The sequence below is a fragment of the Flavobacterium sp. 103 genome, from assembly GCF_003096795.1.
Lineage (GTDB): Bacteria > Bacteroidota > Bacteroidia > Flavobacteriales > Flavobacteriaceae > Flavobacterium.
The window spans coordinates 2,643,226-2,661,642 of sequence record NZ_QENX01000001.1; the positions used below are offsets into that span (position 1 = coordinate 2,643,226).

Here is an 18,417-nt window from a genome sequence, read left to right on the forward strand (position 1 = left end):
ACTTTATATTGTGAGGGAAGTGGAATAATAGGTTTCGTTCAACACGGATTTCATTGTTCGTCCAGCATATATAACCTTTTCTGTTATGGGCTGTGGTTCTTGTGGTTTTGTTATTACAATTCAAAAGTAACGGTTGAATTTCCTGAGCCCAATGCAGATGCTAAACCTGTTACATCATCTATCCTTCCTAATTTTGTGTAGCTGTATGATGTCGAAAAAATTTTGTAAAACAACACCAATGTTTTTGAGCCGTACAACATTAAGTCACCATTATTTATAGTTCCGGGATTGGAAGCATCTGTTGGAATACTGTTTAGCAAATCATAATATTTTTCATTTCCATTCAATTCAATCATATTAATTGTCAGCGGAAACATTTTCTTAAAAGCTTTTGCTGAATTATTATCCAATAGTGTAGCTGTAAATGTTTGAGAATTGACTGTTATTTTAATTTTACCATTTGTCATTGCGTTGTTATTTTCCGTGTTGATATTGTCGTCGTCTTTATTACAAGACGAAGCACTACTTATGGTAATTGATAAAAAAGTCAATAGCATTAAAAATGAATGTTTCATAAACCTGCTTTTATTTCAAATGTTCTTTAAAAAAAGCATCTAATTTATTGAAAGGAATAACATCTACTTTGTCATATAAATCAACGTGGACAGCGTTTGGTATAATTAGTAACTCTTTAGGTTCATTCGCCATTTTAAAAGCATCTTCGCTAAAATATCTTGAGTGTGCATTTTCACCGGCTATCAAAAGTATTGGTCGCGGAGATATTTCTTTGATATAGGTTAAAATAGGCATATTCATAAAGGATATTGGATTTGTCACCAACCAAGCTCCGTTTGAGTTCACGGAGTTAGTATGAAAACCACGTGACGTTCTGTAATAATCAAAATATTCTTTTACAAATTGAGGTTCGTCGCCTTTCAATGTTTCCGGTAAATTTCTTGCACCATCTGCCGGTTTTCCATTTTCTGCATCTTTCCAACGTTGCTGACCTAAATCTTCCAATGTTTTGGCTCTTTGTTCCGGAGTTACTGAATCATTATAGCCTTTTGACATTACTCTGGTCATATCATACAAACTTGTCGTAGCAACGGCTTTCACTCTTTTGTCAATAGCGGTGGCGTTTAAAGCAAATCCTGCAAAACCACAAATTCCAATGATACCAATTTTATTTCTGTCCACATTTTTTTGTAAACCTAAAAAATCTACTGCAGCACTAAAATCTTCGGTATTAATGTCTGGTGATGCAACGTTTCGTGGTTCGCCACTGCTTTCGCCTGTATAAGACGGGTCGAAAGCTAAAGCTATAAAACCACGTTCTGACATTTGGTTAGCGTATAATCCTGACGATTGCTGTTTCACTGCTCCAAAAGGTCCACTGATGGCCAATGCTGATAATTTTTCGGTTCCTGTATTTTTTGGAAGGTATAAATCACCACTTAATGTAATTCCGTAGCGGTTTTTGAATGATACTTTTTGACGGGTTACTTTATCGCTTAACTTGAATGTATAATGTTCTTTTGATGTATTCATTTTTTCTGAATTTGATTTTGTTTTTTGTGAAAATGCTTGTCCTGTTAAAAGAAGCATCATTGCGATTACCAATGGTTTTTTCATTTTTATTTAATTAAATTGTTTTTAAAATTTTCGCTGGAATTCCGCCTACGATAGTATTGTCAGGAACATCTTTTGAAACGACCGAACCAGATGCTACAATAGCATTTTCGCCAATCGTAACACCTTGCAAAATGGTCGCATTGGCACCAATCCAAGCATTTTTTTTGATGTGAATTGGTTTTGGAATTAAAGAATGTCGGTCTTCGATTGCCGTTGGATGCCCTTCCGTTAATAGACTTACTTTCGGTGCTATCAATACGTTGTCTTCTATCGTAATTCCACCTAAGTCCAGAAAAACACAATCAAAGTTGATGAATACATTTTTACCGATTTTAGTATGTTTTCCGTAATTGATATGTAATGGTGTAAATACGGTTACGCTTTCGTCAATTTCAGAGTCAGTAATTTGGCATAAAAAATTTCTGATTTCAGCAGGATCTGATGCGTTATTCATTTCAATCAATAGTTTCTTTGTAGCAAAAGAAGCTTCACGCATTTTATAGGCGTCTTTGTCGGTTGGCGAAATGATTTCTCCTTTTTTTAATCGCTCGAATATCGTTTTTGTTTGCATTGTCTATTAAGATTTACAATGCAAAGTTAAAGACAAAGCCTCGCAGTAACTTTACTGCGAGGCTCAAAGAATCTTTCTGAGAAGCTCAATATTAAATTTCTGTTGGTGAAATTCCATATTGCTTTTTAAATGCGGTTGAAAAATGAGAAGGATTTTTAAAGCCAACTTCCATATAAACATCTTGTACTTTTTTGCTTTCTTCTTTTAGTTTTATGTACGCCATTTCCAAGCGTTTTTTTATCAGCCATTTTTGAGGTGTGAGGCTGCTAATTTTCTTAAAATCTCTTTTGAAAGTCGCCAAACTTCGCCCTGTAAAAGAAGCAATTTGCTCCATTGAAAGTTCTTCCATATAGTTGCCGTTGAGGAATTCCAAAAGGTCAATTTTCCAAGGTTCAGCAAAGTCAAAAAGTATTGGATAGAGTTGTTCGTTACTGTTTAGTAAAGCATAAATTCCTTCCAACAATTTCAAATTTGTAACACCTTCAATTGGTTTTATATTGCTGTCGAAATAAGGGGTAAGCGATTGAAATAAACTTTCTATCGCAGGACTAGGTTCTAATTTGAAAACTTTTTTGTCAGAAATTTTTACAGCTTTCGGAATTTCAGATTTGTTCATTTTGCTATAAAAATCCCGTAAAACATTACGTTTGAAAGTCAACGAAATGCCTTTGTACAAATCTTCGCCTTTGCTGTTTTTGTACATTTTCAAACGGTGGTCTCTTCGAATAAAAGCACAATCGCCCGCTTGTAATTTTATCTTTTTGTTTCTGTCTTCAATAACTTGTTCGCCCGAATACAGATACACCAAAACGTGTTCAGGCGTTGAGTGAATACACTTTTCGCTGTAATCCGCAAAGCACGAAAGAAATATTCCTGAATAGCTTAACGTTTTTAATTTGTCGTCTTGTAGTACTTCCATTATTTCAGTTATTACTTTATGAACGTACAAAAGTAAAGTTTTTATAGCTGAATTACTTTGCTGTAAGGTTCATTTTGTCTTTCTGTAAAGCTCAATGCAATTATAAACCAGTTGGTTAGCTGTGGTGTTTTACGACAGCCTATTTTTATAAAATATACTATTTTCCTGTCCGCATACTTTTGTGAATGCATTTAAAATTCTAGTATCCCGAGAGTAATTTGCGATACAATTCTTCCGAATCGAATCGCTTTTTTTGTAAAAAATTACCATTGGCGTTAATAAAAAGTTCGATATTTTTTCATCTTTTGAAGATAATATCGGGGAGATAATGTGGTATTTATAAAGAACTTTTTTGCCAATGGTAGTATATAACTATTTGACTGTAATGAATGCCGATTTATAGGTTAGCATTTTCTGTTTTAGCCAAAGACGTACTGGTTCATCATATAATTTTAAACAAGCATAAGCAAGAAGAATAGCCCCTGTCAATGTCAATAAAGCAAAAGGTAGTGCTTCCTGAAAAGAAGGTTTATTGCCTACAGCCCAAGCCGTATAAATATAGATAAGCGGATAATGTGTTATGTAAATGGGATAGGATATATCACCTAGAAATTTACAGATTTTAGTGGAGTACTTGCCCGTTACTTCACCACTCGCTCCTATGAATACAATTAAGGGAAAAATGATAATGATGCTCAAAGAATCATATAAACCATTCATCCATAAATGTTCGCTTCCACCAATTCTGGGCATTGCCAGAACAATAACAGTTAACAAACTAGCCCAAAAGAATCCGTTATTGATAGAAGTTAGTTTTACCATTCGATGCAATAATAATCCCCCAAAGAAAGGAAACAGCAAACGTGAAAAACCAATGTGAAGTTGAGCCGGTTCAAGCGACCAACCACCAATCACGTCTCCGTTTGGACTTGTTACCGCTAGATGAATTAAAAGACAACCTGACAAAAATACCAATATAGCAAGTGCTGTATTCGAAAACTTTCTTACGAATAACGCATAAAGAATATTGCCTATATATTCAAAGAATAAAGACCAACCAGGGCCATTAAGCGGATGCATTTCTTGCCAACCTCTGATATCCAAAGATGAGGTTACAGGAATCAACGTAAATCCAATAATCATAACAACAAGCATTTTCCATACCGGTACTTCATGAATTGTTGGCCACAACACTGAATCCTGAAAATAAAAACAAATGGCTCCAATAATCATTCCCATAATCACCATTGGTTGCAGTCTGACAAGGCGGATTTTAAAAAAATCGGTAACGCTCATTTTGCTCCAGCGATCATCATAAGCATAGCTAATCACAAAGCCGGAAAGTAAAAAGAAAAAATCAACCGCAAGATAACCGTGGTTTATAATTTGATCCAAGTGACTGGTCGCATGGGCCTCAAAAATATGGAAGGCTACTACCATAATTGCCGCTACCCCTCGTAAACCGTCAAGTATTGGATAATGTTTTTTTGAAATTAATGAAGTAGTTTTTTTCATATATAACTAGACTTTTTTTAAAAATGAGGCTGTCCGACAGAGACAGCCTCAAATTGAAACAACTATTAAATAATCAAATAATACAGGTTCTTTTTTTAATTGCCATTGGCGCTTTTTAAAATAGCTTGCAAGTTTTCTTCTGTGAATTTACCTCCAGAAAGCAATATGAATTTACTGATTGGCATATCGCCCAACATTGCTTGCAAAAAGGATTCCGCTTTTTTCTCCTCCTCAGTTACTGCTTTTTTATTACCACCAGTAAAACTTTTGGTAAGCTGCTCGTATAGTGCCTCACTATTTGGCGCGTTTTTAAATTCTTTGAACATAGAGTTGCGGGTGAAAACGATTTTGGCTGTCTTTGTTGATTGAATTTCGATGGTTTGTTGCAAAGGTAAATCTCTTGAAGAAGCTCCTACGCGAATATCAAATTTTCCTGATTTTATGACCCAATCATGAGCAACCGTGCTGTAATAAGCAAAATCACGAGACGTTAAGTGAAAGCTAACTGTTTTTTCTTCTCCTGGATTTAATGCAATTTTTTCAAAATGTTTCAATTCATTTTCTGGTCGGGAAGTTTCTGTTGCTTGTTCGTGCACGTATAATTCTACTACTTCTTTACCGGCCACTTTACCTGTGTTTTTTACTTTAAATGAAATGATGATATCGTCAGTATCTTTGGCTGTAGCAGTGTTGGTTTTAATATCCGAATAACTAAAAGTAGTATAGCTTAATCCATATCCAAAAGGGAAATTCGGTTCGATTTTCTTTTTGTCATAATAACGGTATCCAATGAATATTCCTTCTCCGTAATTAGCATTTCCATCTTTCGAAGGAAAATCAATCGCAGTTGGGGTATCTTCCAAGCGCACTGGGAACGTTTCAGATAATTTTCCGGAAGGATTTACTTTGCCGGTCAATACATCAGCGATTGCACCACCACCGGCTTGTCCACCCAAATAAGCTTCTAAAATGGCCTGTACATCTTTTTTCCAAGGCATAGAAACTGCCGAACCATTCATTAAAACCACAACTACGTTTTTATTGGCTTTGGCAACCGCATCGATCAATTGATTGTGTCCCGCTGGCATATCCATATTTGCGCGGTCGTATCCTTCGGATTCGTAAATATCTGGTAAGCCAGCAAAAACTAAAACAGTTTGAGCATTTTTTGCGTTTTGTACTGCTTCTGCAATCAAAGTTTCATTTGTTGTTCCGTCCGTTGCATACCCTGCAGCATATGAAAATGTCGTTCCTTTAGACAGTTTTTGCAATTCATCGTAGGCATTTTCGATTTGGGTTGGTTTTACTTGTGAACTTCCTGAACCTTGATAACGAGGTGTTTTTGCGAAAGCACCAATTATTGCAATTTTGGTAGTCGAAGAGGACAGCGGTAAAATAGAGTTGTCATTTTTCAATAAAACAATACATTCCCCACTTACTTGTCTGGCCAGTGCATTGTGTTTGGGTTTGTCTACCACAATTCCTTGCTTGTGACTGTCTTTTGCTTTAAGCGTAACGGCAAGGGTTTCAGTTACGATTTCATCTAATCTGGACTCTTTCAAAGTTCCGTTTTTTACCGCTTCGATGATTTTTTTATTGTTATATCCTCCACTTGCAGGCATTTCTAAATTTAGACCTGCTTCAACTCCTAATGGTCGTTCGTTCACCGCTCCCCAATCAGAAACAACGAATCCTTTGAAACCCCATTTTTCTTTTAAAACATCATTCAATAAATATTTATTTTCTGAAGCATAAACGCCATTCAATTTATTATAAGAACACATGACTGTCCAAGGTTGCGCTTCTTTTACTGCCATTTCAAAAGCAGGAAAGTATATCTCGTTTAAGGTACGTTCGTCTACATTAGAACTATTGGACATTCTTTCAAATTCTTGATTGTTGGCAGCAAAATGTTTCATTGAAGTTCCTACACCTTGGCTTTGGACTCCGTTTATAAATGCCGTTGCAATTCTACCCGCCAAAATTGGATCTTCCGAAAAGTATTCAAAATTACGACCACCCAATGGAGATCTTTTCATATTTACCCCAGGTCCTAATAGAATCTGAACATCATTGGCTTGAGATTCTATGGCCAAAGCTTCTCCCATTTTTTGTGCTAAAGCGGTATTCCAAGAGGAAGCCAAAGCAGAGGCAGTAGGAAAACAAGTCGCTGGAACACTATTGGTAAAATCGAAACCAACAGCCTTACGCAAACCGTGAGGACCATCTGTCATAAATATAGAAGGAATTCCCAATCTTGGGATTGCTTGTGTGGACCAAGCCGTTTCACCAGAACATAAAGATGCTTTTTCTTCCAGTGTCATTTGTGAAACCAGTTTTTTGGCTTTTTCTCTATAATCGGTGGTTTGGGCGAATGCTGTCACAGAAATAAAAATTCCCATAATGAGCAAAAAAATATTTTTCATAATTATAAGTGGTTGGTTTTTAATAAAATGCTATGTGTTAATATGACGCAATGTACATTTAATTTTAATACAAAAAACATTTTTATAAAAAAAAGTGGGTTTGAATATTGATTTGCATGAAATCATCAGTATTTTTTGATGATAGTTATTTTATTTGAAATCATTTTTGAAATTCATCACCAATTTTGGGATGATTTTTGTCGCCAAAATAAGTTTCGGTCGTAAAGATTTATTTAGTTTATTTGCTGTATCAAAAATGAACTAAATTGCAAAACTATAATTTAGAAGAATAACGATACTACAAAGTCATGTTAAAAACACATCTGAAAAACAGTAAAGAGTATCAGCCCGGATTGTCTATCGATTGTGTAATCTTTGGTTTTGATGACAATCAACTCAAGGTTTTGTTGATCAAAACAGGATATGATGACAGTTGGTCTTTGCCCGGCGGATTCGTTTCGATTGATGAAGATATCGACACAGCGGCTGTTAGTATTTTGCAGTCGAGGACAGGTCTTAAAGGTATTTTTCTGAGACAATTTGCCACTTTTGGTAAGGTCAAGAGAAATCAGGACCATTTTAGCAGTGATGCTTTAGCCTATTTTGGAATTCCCCTTGAGGAGGAAAAATGGTATAAAAGTAGGTTTGTGACCATAGGTTATTATGCGTTGGTCAATTTTTCAAAAGCAATTCCACAGACTGATAATTCTGGCGAAATGGTCGAATGGGTTGATCACAATGAAGTTCCAAAATTGATTTTGGATCACAGGGAAATTTTAGACAAAGCTCTGGAAACTTTAAGAACCGAACTGAATTTAATGCCCGTAGGTTACAACCTTCTTCCGGAGAAATTCACCATACCCGAGCTTCAAAAATTATACGAAACCATATTGGGAAGAACACTCGACCGCCGAAATTTTCTTCGAAAAATTACCTCCATTGGCATACTCACCAAACTGGACGAAAAGAAAAGCAACGTAGCTCACAAAGCACCGAATCTCTACAGTTTTGACAAAGACAAATACGAAGAAGTCCTGAAGAATGGCCTAACGCAAGGCTGGTAAAAAAAAACTCCATAATTTTAATTTTGGCATGACCTCGTTGCACAACATTTTGATTTCATAACATCAATTTTGGGCAACGAGGTCGGGCTGTCCATTATATCTTTTCTTTTCCTAAAGAAGGAAAAGAAAAGGATGCCATTTCCATCCCTCATGCAATTTACTTTTCATAATAGCTTTTGGGTTAATAATAATTTAATAGAAAAGTTTAACAGAAAATACTTATTTTCACAACTTGTAACGGCTATAGGGTTGAGAATGTGATTTTTATTTAAGTGCCAACATCCTAAAATAATCGAACAGGAAAAATTAACTTCAAAACAAATGAAACAAATTACAGTATTAATCTTAATTAGCAATCTTACTTGGTTTGCCTCATTTGGACAAATCAAGGACATTGTTCAGACAGACGGAATAAAAACCCAAATTCATAAAGATAATATCGGCAAGGTGACTTTTATGAATGGAAATATTCCTTTGGAACAATACAAGGAGTCAGACTTTTTGACAAGATTCGAATTAACGCAAGAAAGTAATTTGAACATTCGAGTTTTTATGGACAACTCGATTACAAATTATATGCACCGACTTGCTCCTGGACTTACGGAGGACGAACTTAATTTAAAAGGGAATTATCAATTTTCATTTTTCGTAGACAATAACCTCATTTATAAAGAAAATATCCATCACGGTTGCGGATTAAGAAAAAGTGCAACTACCACATTTCGCGTTCCATTTACGGATACAGCAGGCGGTGATTGGTGGTCAATTTATTTATTCGAAAGATTTAAAAACAATGGTGGCGAAAAAGCATTAACAAATGGAACGCATAAACTAACAGTGGAATTGCGACCTTATGTGAGATTGGATGAAAATAGTGAAGCAATGGTTGGAGATTTAATCGCATCAGGCAAACTTGATTTAATAATTAATACTCCAGAAATAACGGCAAAACAAATAGCGATTCAACCCATTGCAACTAACAGCGGTTTTGAAATATCACATTCAGATTATGATAAAAAGAAGATTGAAGCACTTAATAAAAGCATTGCCGAAAATTCATTCAAAGCAATTACAAGCATAGTCATTATTAAAGACGGTAAACTTTTGTTGGAAGAATATTTCAACAATGCTGATAGAAATACACTACACGACACCCGTTCAGTCGGAAAATCTTTTACATCTGCATTGATGGGAATAGCTATAAAAGAAGGATATATAAAAAATGAAAACCAAACATTAAACTCTTTTTACGATTTGACTAAGTTTTCAAATTACAGTATAAAAAAAGATACTGTAAAGTTGAAAGATTTATTGACAATGAGTTCTGCATTTGATGGTTCAGACCAAAACAGCGATTCACCAGGAAATGAAGATAATATGTACCCAACCGAAAATTGGGTGAAGTTTGCATTGGACTTACCTATGGACAGTCTTAAATCAAATGGCAAACAATGGGATTATTTTACGGCTGGGGTAGTTTTATTGGGCGATGTTTTAAATAAATCAGTGCCAAAGGGATTAGAAGAATACGCAGATAAAAAGTTATTTAAGCCTTTAAATATTGATAAATACCAATGGCAATACACACCACAAAAAGTAGTTAATACAGCAGGTGGTTTACAAATGACTTCGTTGGAATTCGCAAAGATTGGACAATTGTATAAAAATAAAGGGCAATGGAAAGGACAACAAATTTTGCCAGCTGAATGGGTAAACAAAACATTTACAAGACAAATCCAGATTCCTGAAAGAGTGGATGAGTTTTACGGTTACTTATTTTGGAACAAAACATATACGGTAAACGGAAAAAATTATGAAACGTTTTATTGTGCAGGAAATGGCGGGAGCAAAATATTTATTTTTAAAGATTTGCCTTTAACAATTGTTATTACTGCAAAGGCTTACAACAGACCTTACGGACATCCACAAGTGGATAAAATGATGGAAGAATATATTTTGCCTGCACTAATAAAATAACCAAGTGACAGGTGGTGTGATAAAAAAATCAAAACAAAAGGTTTTAGCAAGACTGGCAGAATAGTAATCTTATAAAAATGTAAAGCAAAAATTTCTCAATTTCTTGAGAAGTTTTTTGCTTCTTACGAATCAAGCTAATTCAATTGTGTTTGGCGTTTTCTCTGTAAATTCTAAAGTAGTTTTGTACTGGTGATCTTTTGTCTTAAATTTGCGCACCTGTTACAAAGGTGAAAACGCTGAAAAATATAAATTTATTTCGTTAAATAACATTGAAGTTATAAAATTGGTAATCATTGCTTTGCTATTGGTTTAGTATCAATTAAATTTTTTCCATAGCGAGTAGTCAATATCAAGTTAAATAAAGAGGAAGTGAAAAAAGCGGAAAATGAAGGAGCAAACTGGACTATTTGTTTAGATTGTCAGGGACACGGCAAAAAAAAGCAAAGACTCAGCAAGAAAGTGAGAATCCGCTACCAGATTGCACTCGAACAATTTGAAAAATCGAAAGAAGGGATGGCTCCAGTTCGTCCTAAAAGTCATCTAAACTCATGCTTAAACTGTTTCGGATCTGGGTTAATTCATTCTGCCAGCCATCCTATAGTTGATAAAGAAAACTACCCACACGTTGCTATTATTGGCGGTGGTATAGGAGGTGTGGCTTTGGCTGTGGCCTGTTTGCACCGCGGTATTCCTTTTACCCTTTATGAACGCGATAACCACTTCGATGCCCGATCTCAGGGCTACGGACTCACTTTGCAACAAGCCAGTAAAGCGATTGAGGGATTAGGTGTTTTCTCGTTAGAAGAAGGGGTGGTTTCAACAAGGCATCTGGTGCATACTACAGAAGGAAAAGTGATTGGTGAATGGGGGATCAGAAGGTGGATGCAGACTGATGTGAAAACATCTCCGAAACGTACAAACGTACATATTGCAAGACAATCTTTGCGCTTAGCATTGCTTGATCAGCTCGGCGGACATGATATGGTACAGTGGGGACACCAGTTAATTGACTTTAAAGAATGTGAGAGTGAAGGTGTCAATTTAAGCTTTCAAGTAAACGGGGAGATGAAGACCTGCAAAGCGGATCTTGTGGTTGGAGCCGATGGTATTCGCAGTTCGGTGCGGAGACTATTAATAGGTGAGGATATTACCCCATTGCGTTACTTAGGTTGTATTGTGATATTGGGAATTTGTCCTTTGAGCGCTCTCGAAGGTGTTGATAGTTCTTTGCTGGACTCGGCCACTGTATTTCAAACCGCCAATGGAAATGAGCGAATCTACATAATGCCTTACACATCAGACTCGGTGATGTGGCAGCTAAGTTTTCCAATGCCAGAGGAAGAGGCAAAGTTGTTAAGTGACCAAGGAACTAAAGCACTCAAGGAAGAAGCGTGTCGCAGAACGCAATGGCACGATCCCATTCCTCAGATTTTAGCGGCGACCCTGGAAGCGCAGATTTCGGGCTATCCTGTGTATGACAGAGAATTACTCGATTCAGAATTGTTGCAGAAATCGGGACAAGCGACTCTGATTGGAGATGCGGCTCATCCAATGAGTCCGTTTAAAGGTCAGGGGGCAAATCAGGCGTTGCTGGATGCACTTACATTGGCTCGCGGGATCACAAGAGGATGCAGGCCTTTATCCCAATGGAGAAAAGCCGGACTGAGGGAAAGTGTATTAAATGAGTTTGAATCAGAAATGTTAAAGCGCTCTGCTGTCAAAGTGAAAGATTCAGCAGAAGCCGCACAGTTTCTGCACTCCGAAATTGTACTTCATGAGGGTGATGAGCCGAGAGGAAGGTGTCTGAAGAGAAAAGAGGCGTAAAATTAAGATGGCTACAGGCACTTCATGACATGTGCATTCACGTATAATTTTTTGGAGCAGAAAGATTAGGCTTTTTGCTGGTATCGTCCCACTACTGTACTTTGCAATCTAAAAAAACTTCTCAAGGAATTGAGAAGTTTTGTGGGTCATACACTATCATTTACAAACCATTTCTTGTAGGATTGAAACAAGTTGGCGTTAACAATTTAAATTGTAAATGCTTTTGATTTTAGTTTTCATTTTATAAATGATTAGTTTTCAATAAATTGATTTTCAAGTCAATATATTGCAGTTGAAGGCTATTTTTTAAAACTTCATATTCTGCTGAAAGAAATTGATTTTTCACTGATGAATATACAATGGCTTCTATTTTTCCGCTGGCAAATTTGGCTTGAGTAGTGGTTAGGGAGGCTTTGGCATATCGCAGCTTCTCCATCCACTTATTCTGAATTTGCAAATAATTCTTTTTGTTTTGTTCTTCCAATGCCACTTGTTTATCCAGCTGTTGCTTTTCCTGTTCTATGACTAATTTTGTCTTTTCGCTTTCAATTTTCGATGCATCGATTTTTTTGTTGTTTCTAAAGCCATTAAAAATAGGAACGTTCAACTGGATGCCTACTTGCTGGCTTTTATTGTCGGCTAATTGATTATTAAAACTATCAGTGTTTGTGTTTGCCTGACTTAGCGTTTTATAATAAAAAGTAGAAAACCCATAATAGGCTGACAATACGGGCAAATTATTGGCCCTTTCCAAACCTATTGATTTTAAACTGCTTTGGTAATTGAGTTCAGCAAACTTTATTTTAGGATTGTAGGACGTACTTTCAGCAATATAAGCTGGTCTTTCTTTCAGATAAGGTTCCAAAATCACTTCATCAATTACAACATCCACAACATTCATCAGTTGAAACAACTGTGTTTTTTTTATTCCGTATAACTGTTCGGTTTCTAAATTTCGGTTTTCTTCTTCCGAAAAGCTCAATTGCATATCATACAAATCACTTTGGGGCTTGCTCCCAATGGTAACTTCTTTGGTCACTCTTTCTAAGTTTAAAGTTGCTTGTTTGAGTTGCTCTTTTTGAATTTTCAATAATTCCTGCGTATAAAGCGCCTGATAATAACTTTCCAAAAGCTGCAATTTATATTCATTTTCAATCACTTCTTTCTCTGCTTTGGCGAGTTCAATATTGATTTTGTCTTTTTTTGCATTTCCAAAAGCATTAAAATCAATCAGATTTGTTTTGGCATTGAGATAGAAATTATCATTTTGAAAATTAGAGCTTACCCTTCCGTTAGTTGAAGGGTCAATACTTGATCCAAAATTATACCCTTGTTCTCCGTATAAATTGACAACGGGTAACATTCGGTTTAAAACTGAATTTTGTGATTTTTGAGTTCTTTTTATTTCAAGCTGTCTGATTTTTATTTCGAGATTATTCTGCAAGGCCATATCTATGCACTTTGTGAGCGACCAGGAGTTTCCCTGCCCGCTTGCCAAAGCACAAAATAGTAGGAAGACTATTGTCAAAAAGTTTTTATTATTCATATTTCAAATATTTCAAAACGTCTGTTTTGGTTGCCTGATACGCTCTTGACAGCACAATTATCAATGTTAAAACCAACAATATTATAAATCCGAAAACGAATGGCAATACAGTCATATCTATTCTAAAAGCGAAATTTTCAAGCCATTTGTTCAGTAAATAATACACTGGAAATAATGCAAGTAGAAAACCGATGATGCAATATAAAATGTACTGTTTTGACAATTCTTTCAACAAAGTATTGGTTTCGGCACCAAGCGTTTTTCTAATGGCAATTTCTTTCATGCGTCTTTGTATCGAATAGGAAGCCAACGCAAACAATCCAAAAAGCGCAATACCAATTACAACTACATTCAGCAATGAGAACAGGTTCTTTTGTTTTACATAGGCTTCATAGGTTCTAGCATATTCTTTGTCTACGAAATCATATTTAAATGGATGCTCAGTATCGAATGTGGCCCATAATTTTTCAATATTAGCAATAGTGTTTTCCACATTGTCAGAATTCAGCTTTATGAAAACTTTGTCTATATTTCCTGCTATATTCATCGTTTTGAGATGACAAAAAACAATTGGTGGTACTTTTACTTCAGGACTTAATAAGTTGAAATCCTTAACAACACCAATTATTTTTAATTTTTTATTATTTATTCGAATTTCTGCTCCAAGTGGATTTTTAATCTTCATTAATTTTAGAGCAGTTTCGTTTATTATAACTGAATTAATGGTATCAGAAGCTAGTTTTCTGTCAAAATCCCTCCCTTTTACTAATTTTATATTCAGTACTTCAAACATTCCAAAGTCAAAAGCAATGCTCCGCTCTTTAAAGAGTTCATCGTTAAATAAAACTGGCGCGATCGAATTATCCGAACCATCAAAAGAAATGAGACCTGTTGAAATTTGTTCAATCCCATTTATTTTGGTTAATTCTTGTTTTATGGTAGTGTACTTGTTGTAAATATTTTGTCCAACGTTTTCTGCTTCATAATCTGAATTAGGAAAGTTTAAACATACGGAAATCACTTGGTCTCCTTTAAAACCAAGGTCTTTATTGTTTAAGTATTTAATTTGCTGATATACAATATAGGATCCAATAATGAAAAAAGAGGCAATGGCAAACTGAAAAACCAGCATTCCGTTGCGCAGCCAAACGCCGCTTTTGCTTCTTCCAAAATTCCCCTTTAACACTTTAAGTGTTTCAAAATTGGAAACGTACACCGCTGGAAATATCCCTGCTGCCAAAATAATAATGATGAAAATTAGAATTAACTGTAGATAAAATTGACCTCCAATCATTATCAAGTTTTTACCTAAAAAATCATTGTAATACGGCAAAGTCAATTCTACGATCACTAAGGCCAATAAAATTGAAAGTGAGCTTATGATAATAGTCTCAAAAATGAATTGTGTAATAATATTACCTCTTGATGCCCCTACGATTTTACGTACTCCCACTTCTTTCGCACGTTTTATGGCATTGGCTGTAACCAAATTGATATAATTAACAATGGATAAAATGAGAATTAAAACAGATAAACTCATCATAATTAATAAAAATTGATAATTGCCCCGACCTTCTGGATAACCATCTGTTATCGAATGTAATCTTGCTTTTGAGAGTGGTTCCATGACAACGGTAAAATGCCCTATTTTTTTAGCCATTTCGTTTGGAGTAAAGCCCTCTAGTTTCGCAATTCTTTTAATGAAATCGCCATTATATTTGTTTTCTAGGCTCTTTCGCGTATGTTCAATTTTTGATGGATCTTTAATTTTTAGCAAAAGTTTGAAAGCAAATGGAGCTGTCATACCTGAAGTCACCAATTTCTCCATTTTATTCATTATGACATTTGGAGCGATTGATGAATTCCCTGGAATGTGATATACGGCACGCACAACAAACATTTGGTCAAGACATTTTATTTGTTTTCCGATTGGGTTTTCATTACCAAAAACTCTTTTGGCAATTACATCAGAAATGGCAATGCTGGAATCATCTTTTATGGCCGAAATAGCATCTCCATTTATGATTTTGAATGGAAAAAAAGAAAAGAAATTATGCTGTACATTGATGATTTTATCGACTAATTCTTTCTTTCCATTGTAAATAATTTTATCCTTTTGATACCAACTGTCAGCATACAATACTGTTTCGACATTGGAGTCTTTATCTAAAACAGGTTTTAGAAATAAAGAACAATCTGAAAAAACCGGCATATCAGTCAATTGAACTAAAACTTGATAAACTTTTTCTTTTTCAGGATTCCAATCGTTATAGCTTTGTTCGTCATTCCAATACAGCAACGCGAAAATCAATCCTGCAATTCCTATCGCCAATCCCGAAATATTCAGAAATGAAAACAGTTTGTTTTGCTTTAAATGGTAGATAAATATTTTTATATAGTTTAATAACATATTTGAAATTATAGGTTAATTGTAAAAAAACATGAATTCTTTGTGTTTATTCGTATTTCAAATATTTCAAAACATCTGTTTTTGTTGCCTGATACGCTCTTGATAGCACAATTATCAGTGTTAAAACTAATAATAGTATGAATCCAAAAACGAATGGGAATACCGTCATGTCTATTCTAAAAACAAAATTTTCCAGCCATTTGTTGAGTAAATAATACCCTGGGAATACTGCAATCAGAAATCCAATTACACAAAAAACAATATATTGTTTGGATAATTCTTTTAGCAAAACAGTGGTTTCTGCACCGAGTGTTTTTCTAATGGCAATTTCTTTCATTCGTCTTTCTATCGAATAGGAGGCCAAGGCAAATAATCCGAACAAGGCAATCAGAATAACCACAATATTCAGTAATGAAAACAAGTTTTTTTGATTTACAAATTCCTTGTATGTCCGCGCATACGCTTTATCAACAAAGTCATAATTGAACGGATAATCAGAATCTATGTTTTTAGCCCAGAATTTTTCGAGAGCCGGAATGGTGTTTTCTATTTCATTGGGATTCACTTTCACAAATATGTTATTGACATTCATATTCATCCAATCTATTGTTTTGAGATGGAAAAATACCATTGGAGGAATTTCAGCTTTTGGTCCCCAAAAATTAAAATCTTTTACAATCCCAATAATCTTGAGTTTGTTGCCATTCCAATTGACGATTTTTCCAATTGGACTTTTTTCTTTCATCAATTTCAAAGCTGCTTCATTGACCATTACTGCATCAATAGTATCTGATGAAATGCGGTTGTCTAAATAACGTCCTTGAGCCATTTTTATCTTTAACATTTCGAGCATTCCAAAATCAACAGCCATATTTTGACCTTGAATATTGATGTCATGATAAGTAAAACTGGAAGACGAATTATCACTGTTTCCAAACGAGAAAGCTCCTGTGGCCACTTGCGTAACGCCATTAATCTTGGCAATTTCTTGTTTGAGGGTTTGGTATCTGGTGAATAATTTTTCAGATATATTTTTATCTTTAAAATCAAAATCGGGTTTTCTGTATTTTATTTGAAGAACTTGCTCACCTTTAAACCCTAGCTCTCTGGTGCTCAAAAAATGTACTTGTTCATATACAATATAAGATCCAATGATAAAAAAGGAAGCAATAGCAAATTGAAAAATCAGCATTCCGTTGCGTAGCCAAACACCACCTTTACTTCGCCCAAAGTTGCCTTTTAATACTTTCAGAGCTTCAAAATTGGAAACATAAATGGCAGGGAATATTCCGGCAATAATCACTGTTAAAATAAAAATGATTACTAATTCATAATAAAACTGACTGCCATAGATTATTAATTTTTTTTCTAAAAATTCATTATAATAAGGCAGCGATAACTCCACAATTGCCAGCGATAAGAGTAAGGAAAAGAAAGTAATCAGCACAATTTCAAAAAGAAACTGCAGTACAATATTGCTTTTTGATGCACCTGAAATTTTTCGGACACCTACTTCTTTGGCTCTTTTTATTGCATTGGCAGTAGCCAAATTGACATAATTAAAAACAGACAGGATTAATATTAAAACCGATAGCCCCATCATAATCATCAAAAACTGATAATTGCCTCTGCCTTCTGCATAGCCGTCAACTATGGAATGTAACCTTGCGTCCTTTAATGGTTCTAATATTATTTTTGTGTTTTCTGAACCATTTTTTTCATTCCATTCTTTGGGAGTAATACCTTCTTCTTTGGCCCATTTTACAGTTCTATTCATATAAAGTAACTGTTCCATTTTTCGTATAACAACAACTTTATTATTTGGATTTTTAATTTTGAGCATTAAACCATAATTGAAATTTCCCCACTGGTCGTAGTCGTCTTTTAATCGTGCATCTAATAAACAAGTTAAAGCTTGAGGAGCAAGGGATGATTTGCCTGGAATAGTATAAACACCTCGAACTATCAGCTTTTTATCTGAATATGAAACTTCCTTTCCGATTGGGTTTTCTGTGCCAAAAAGTTTGGTTGCAGCCTCTTCGGAAAGCGCAATGCTATTTTCATCATTTAAAGCAGTTTTACTGTTTCCTTTTATAAATTCAAAAGGGAAAAAGTCAAAAAAGTTTTTTTGGGTATTGGTTATCGTAAAAATGCCTTTTTTGTCTTTGTGCTTAATGATTTTATTTGAATACCAATTTTCAAAATAACAGTACGAATCAAGTTCTTTAATTTCTTTTTTGAAATAAGGCTCATAACTAGCTAAGTTATTCGGCCAAATCATATCCTTGCCAACTACGCTCAATGCCTGATAAACATTTTCTTTTTCAGGATTCCAATCGTTGTAATTGTGTTCGTCATTCCAATATAAAGTAGCAAAAATCAATCCTGCTATTCCAATGCTCAAACCCAAAATATTTAAAGCCGTAAAAAGCTTGTTGTTCCTGATGTGATATAAAAATATATTAGTCCAATTTTTTAACATGTGATTTGATTCTTTTATTTGATTAATGAACTTACTATATTGCCTGATTAA

The 18,417-nt window shown here is 34.9% G+C and carries 12 protein-coding genes; 3 read left to right on the forward strand and 9 right to left on the reverse strand.

The annotated features are described in order from the left end of the window. Positions 1-113: 113 nt before the first annotated feature. From C8C85_RS10775 to C8C85_RS10800, 6 genes are all read right to left on the reverse strand, one after another. Positions 114-575 (reverse strand): cyclophilin-like fold protein, encoded by a 462-nt coding sequence (locus C8C85_RS10775; protein WP_116797076.1) that lies wholly within the window; start codon positions 573-575, stop codon positions 114-116. 10 nt (positions 576-585) lie between these two features. Next, on the reverse strand, positions 586-1,632 hold the full coding sequence (locus C8C85_RS10780; protein ID WP_116797077.1) for an alpha/beta hydrolase: 1,047 nt from the start codon (positions 1,630-1,632) through the stop codon (positions 586-588). A 10-nt stretch (positions 1,633-1,642) separates the two neighbouring features. Beyond that, entirely contained in the window at positions 1,643-2,203 is a 561-nt protein-coding gene (locus C8C85_RS10785) for a sugar O-acetyltransferase (RefSeq protein WP_116797078.1), read from the reverse strand. 91 nt (positions 2,204-2,294) lie between these two features. Beyond that, the gene (locus C8C85_RS10790) at positions 2,295-3,122 is read right to left on the reverse strand and encodes a helix-turn-helix domain-containing protein (protein WP_116797079.1); all 828 of its coding nucleotides are present in this window, start codon (positions 3,120-3,122) and stop codon (positions 2,295-2,297) included. A gap of 372 nt (positions 3,123-3,494) precedes the next feature. After that, positions 3,495-4,637: an acyltransferase family protein gene (locus tag C8C85_RS10795; protein ID WP_116797080.1), complete on the reverse strand. Its 1,143-nt coding sequence runs from the start codon at positions 4,635-4,637 to the stop codon at positions 3,495-3,497. Between the two features lie 95 nt (positions 4,638-4,732). Beyond that, positions 4,733-7,063 (reverse strand): glycoside hydrolase family 3 C-terminal domain-containing protein, encoded by a 2,331-nt coding sequence (locus C8C85_RS10800; protein ID WP_207786928.1) that lies wholly within the window; start codon positions 7,061-7,063, stop codon positions 4,733-4,735. Between the two features lie 308 nt (positions 7,064-7,371). Here C8C85_RS10800 and C8C85_RS10805 point away from each other — a divergent pair, with 308 nt between their 5' ends. The 3 genes from C8C85_RS10805 (at position 7,372) to C8C85_RS10815 (ending at position 11,928) form a co-directional block, all read left to right on the forward strand. Next, on the forward strand, positions 7,372-8,127 hold the full coding sequence (locus tag C8C85_RS10805) for an NUDIX hydrolase (protein ID WP_116797081.1): 756 nt from the start codon (positions 7,372-7,374) through the stop codon (positions 8,125-8,127). Between the two features lie 321 nt (positions 8,128-8,448). Then, on the forward strand, positions 8,449-10,104 hold the full coding sequence (locus C8C85_RS10810; protein WP_116797082.1) for a serine hydrolase domain-containing protein: 1,656 nt from the start codon (positions 8,449-8,451) through the stop codon (positions 10,102-10,104). Positions 10,105-10,473: 369 nt separating this feature from the next. Beyond that, positions 10,474-11,928, forward strand: a complete 1,455-nt coding sequence (locus tag C8C85_RS10815; RefSeq protein WP_116797083.1) for an FAD-dependent oxidoreductase — start codon at positions 10,474-10,476, stop codon at positions 11,926-11,928. A gap of 241 nt (positions 11,929-12,169) precedes the next feature. Here C8C85_RS10815 and C8C85_RS10820 read toward each other — a convergent pair whose 3' ends face one another. From C8C85_RS10820 to C8C85_RS10830, 3 genes are read right to left on the reverse strand one after another with little or no spacing between them, the layout of a single operon-like run. After that, positions 12,170-13,474, reverse strand: coding sequence for a TolC family protein (locus C8C85_RS10820; RefSeq protein ID WP_116797084.1), 1,305 nt, complete (start codon positions 13,472-13,474; stop codon positions 12,170-12,172). Beyond that, the gene (locus C8C85_RS10825) at positions 13,467-15,884 is read right to left on the reverse strand and encodes an ABC transporter permease (protein ID WP_116797085.1); all 2,418 of its coding nucleotides are present in this window, start codon (positions 15,882-15,884) and stop codon (positions 13,467-13,469) included. Before C8C85_RS10825 ends, C8C85_RS10820 begins: the two co-directional genes overlap by 8 nt. Positions 15,885-15,930: 46 nt before the next feature. Next, positions 15,931-18,366, reverse strand: a complete 2,436-nt coding sequence (locus C8C85_RS10830) for an ABC transporter permease (protein ID WP_116797086.1) — start codon at positions 18,364-18,366, stop codon at positions 15,931-15,933. Between the last annotated feature and the right edge of the window lie 51 nt (positions 18,367-18,417).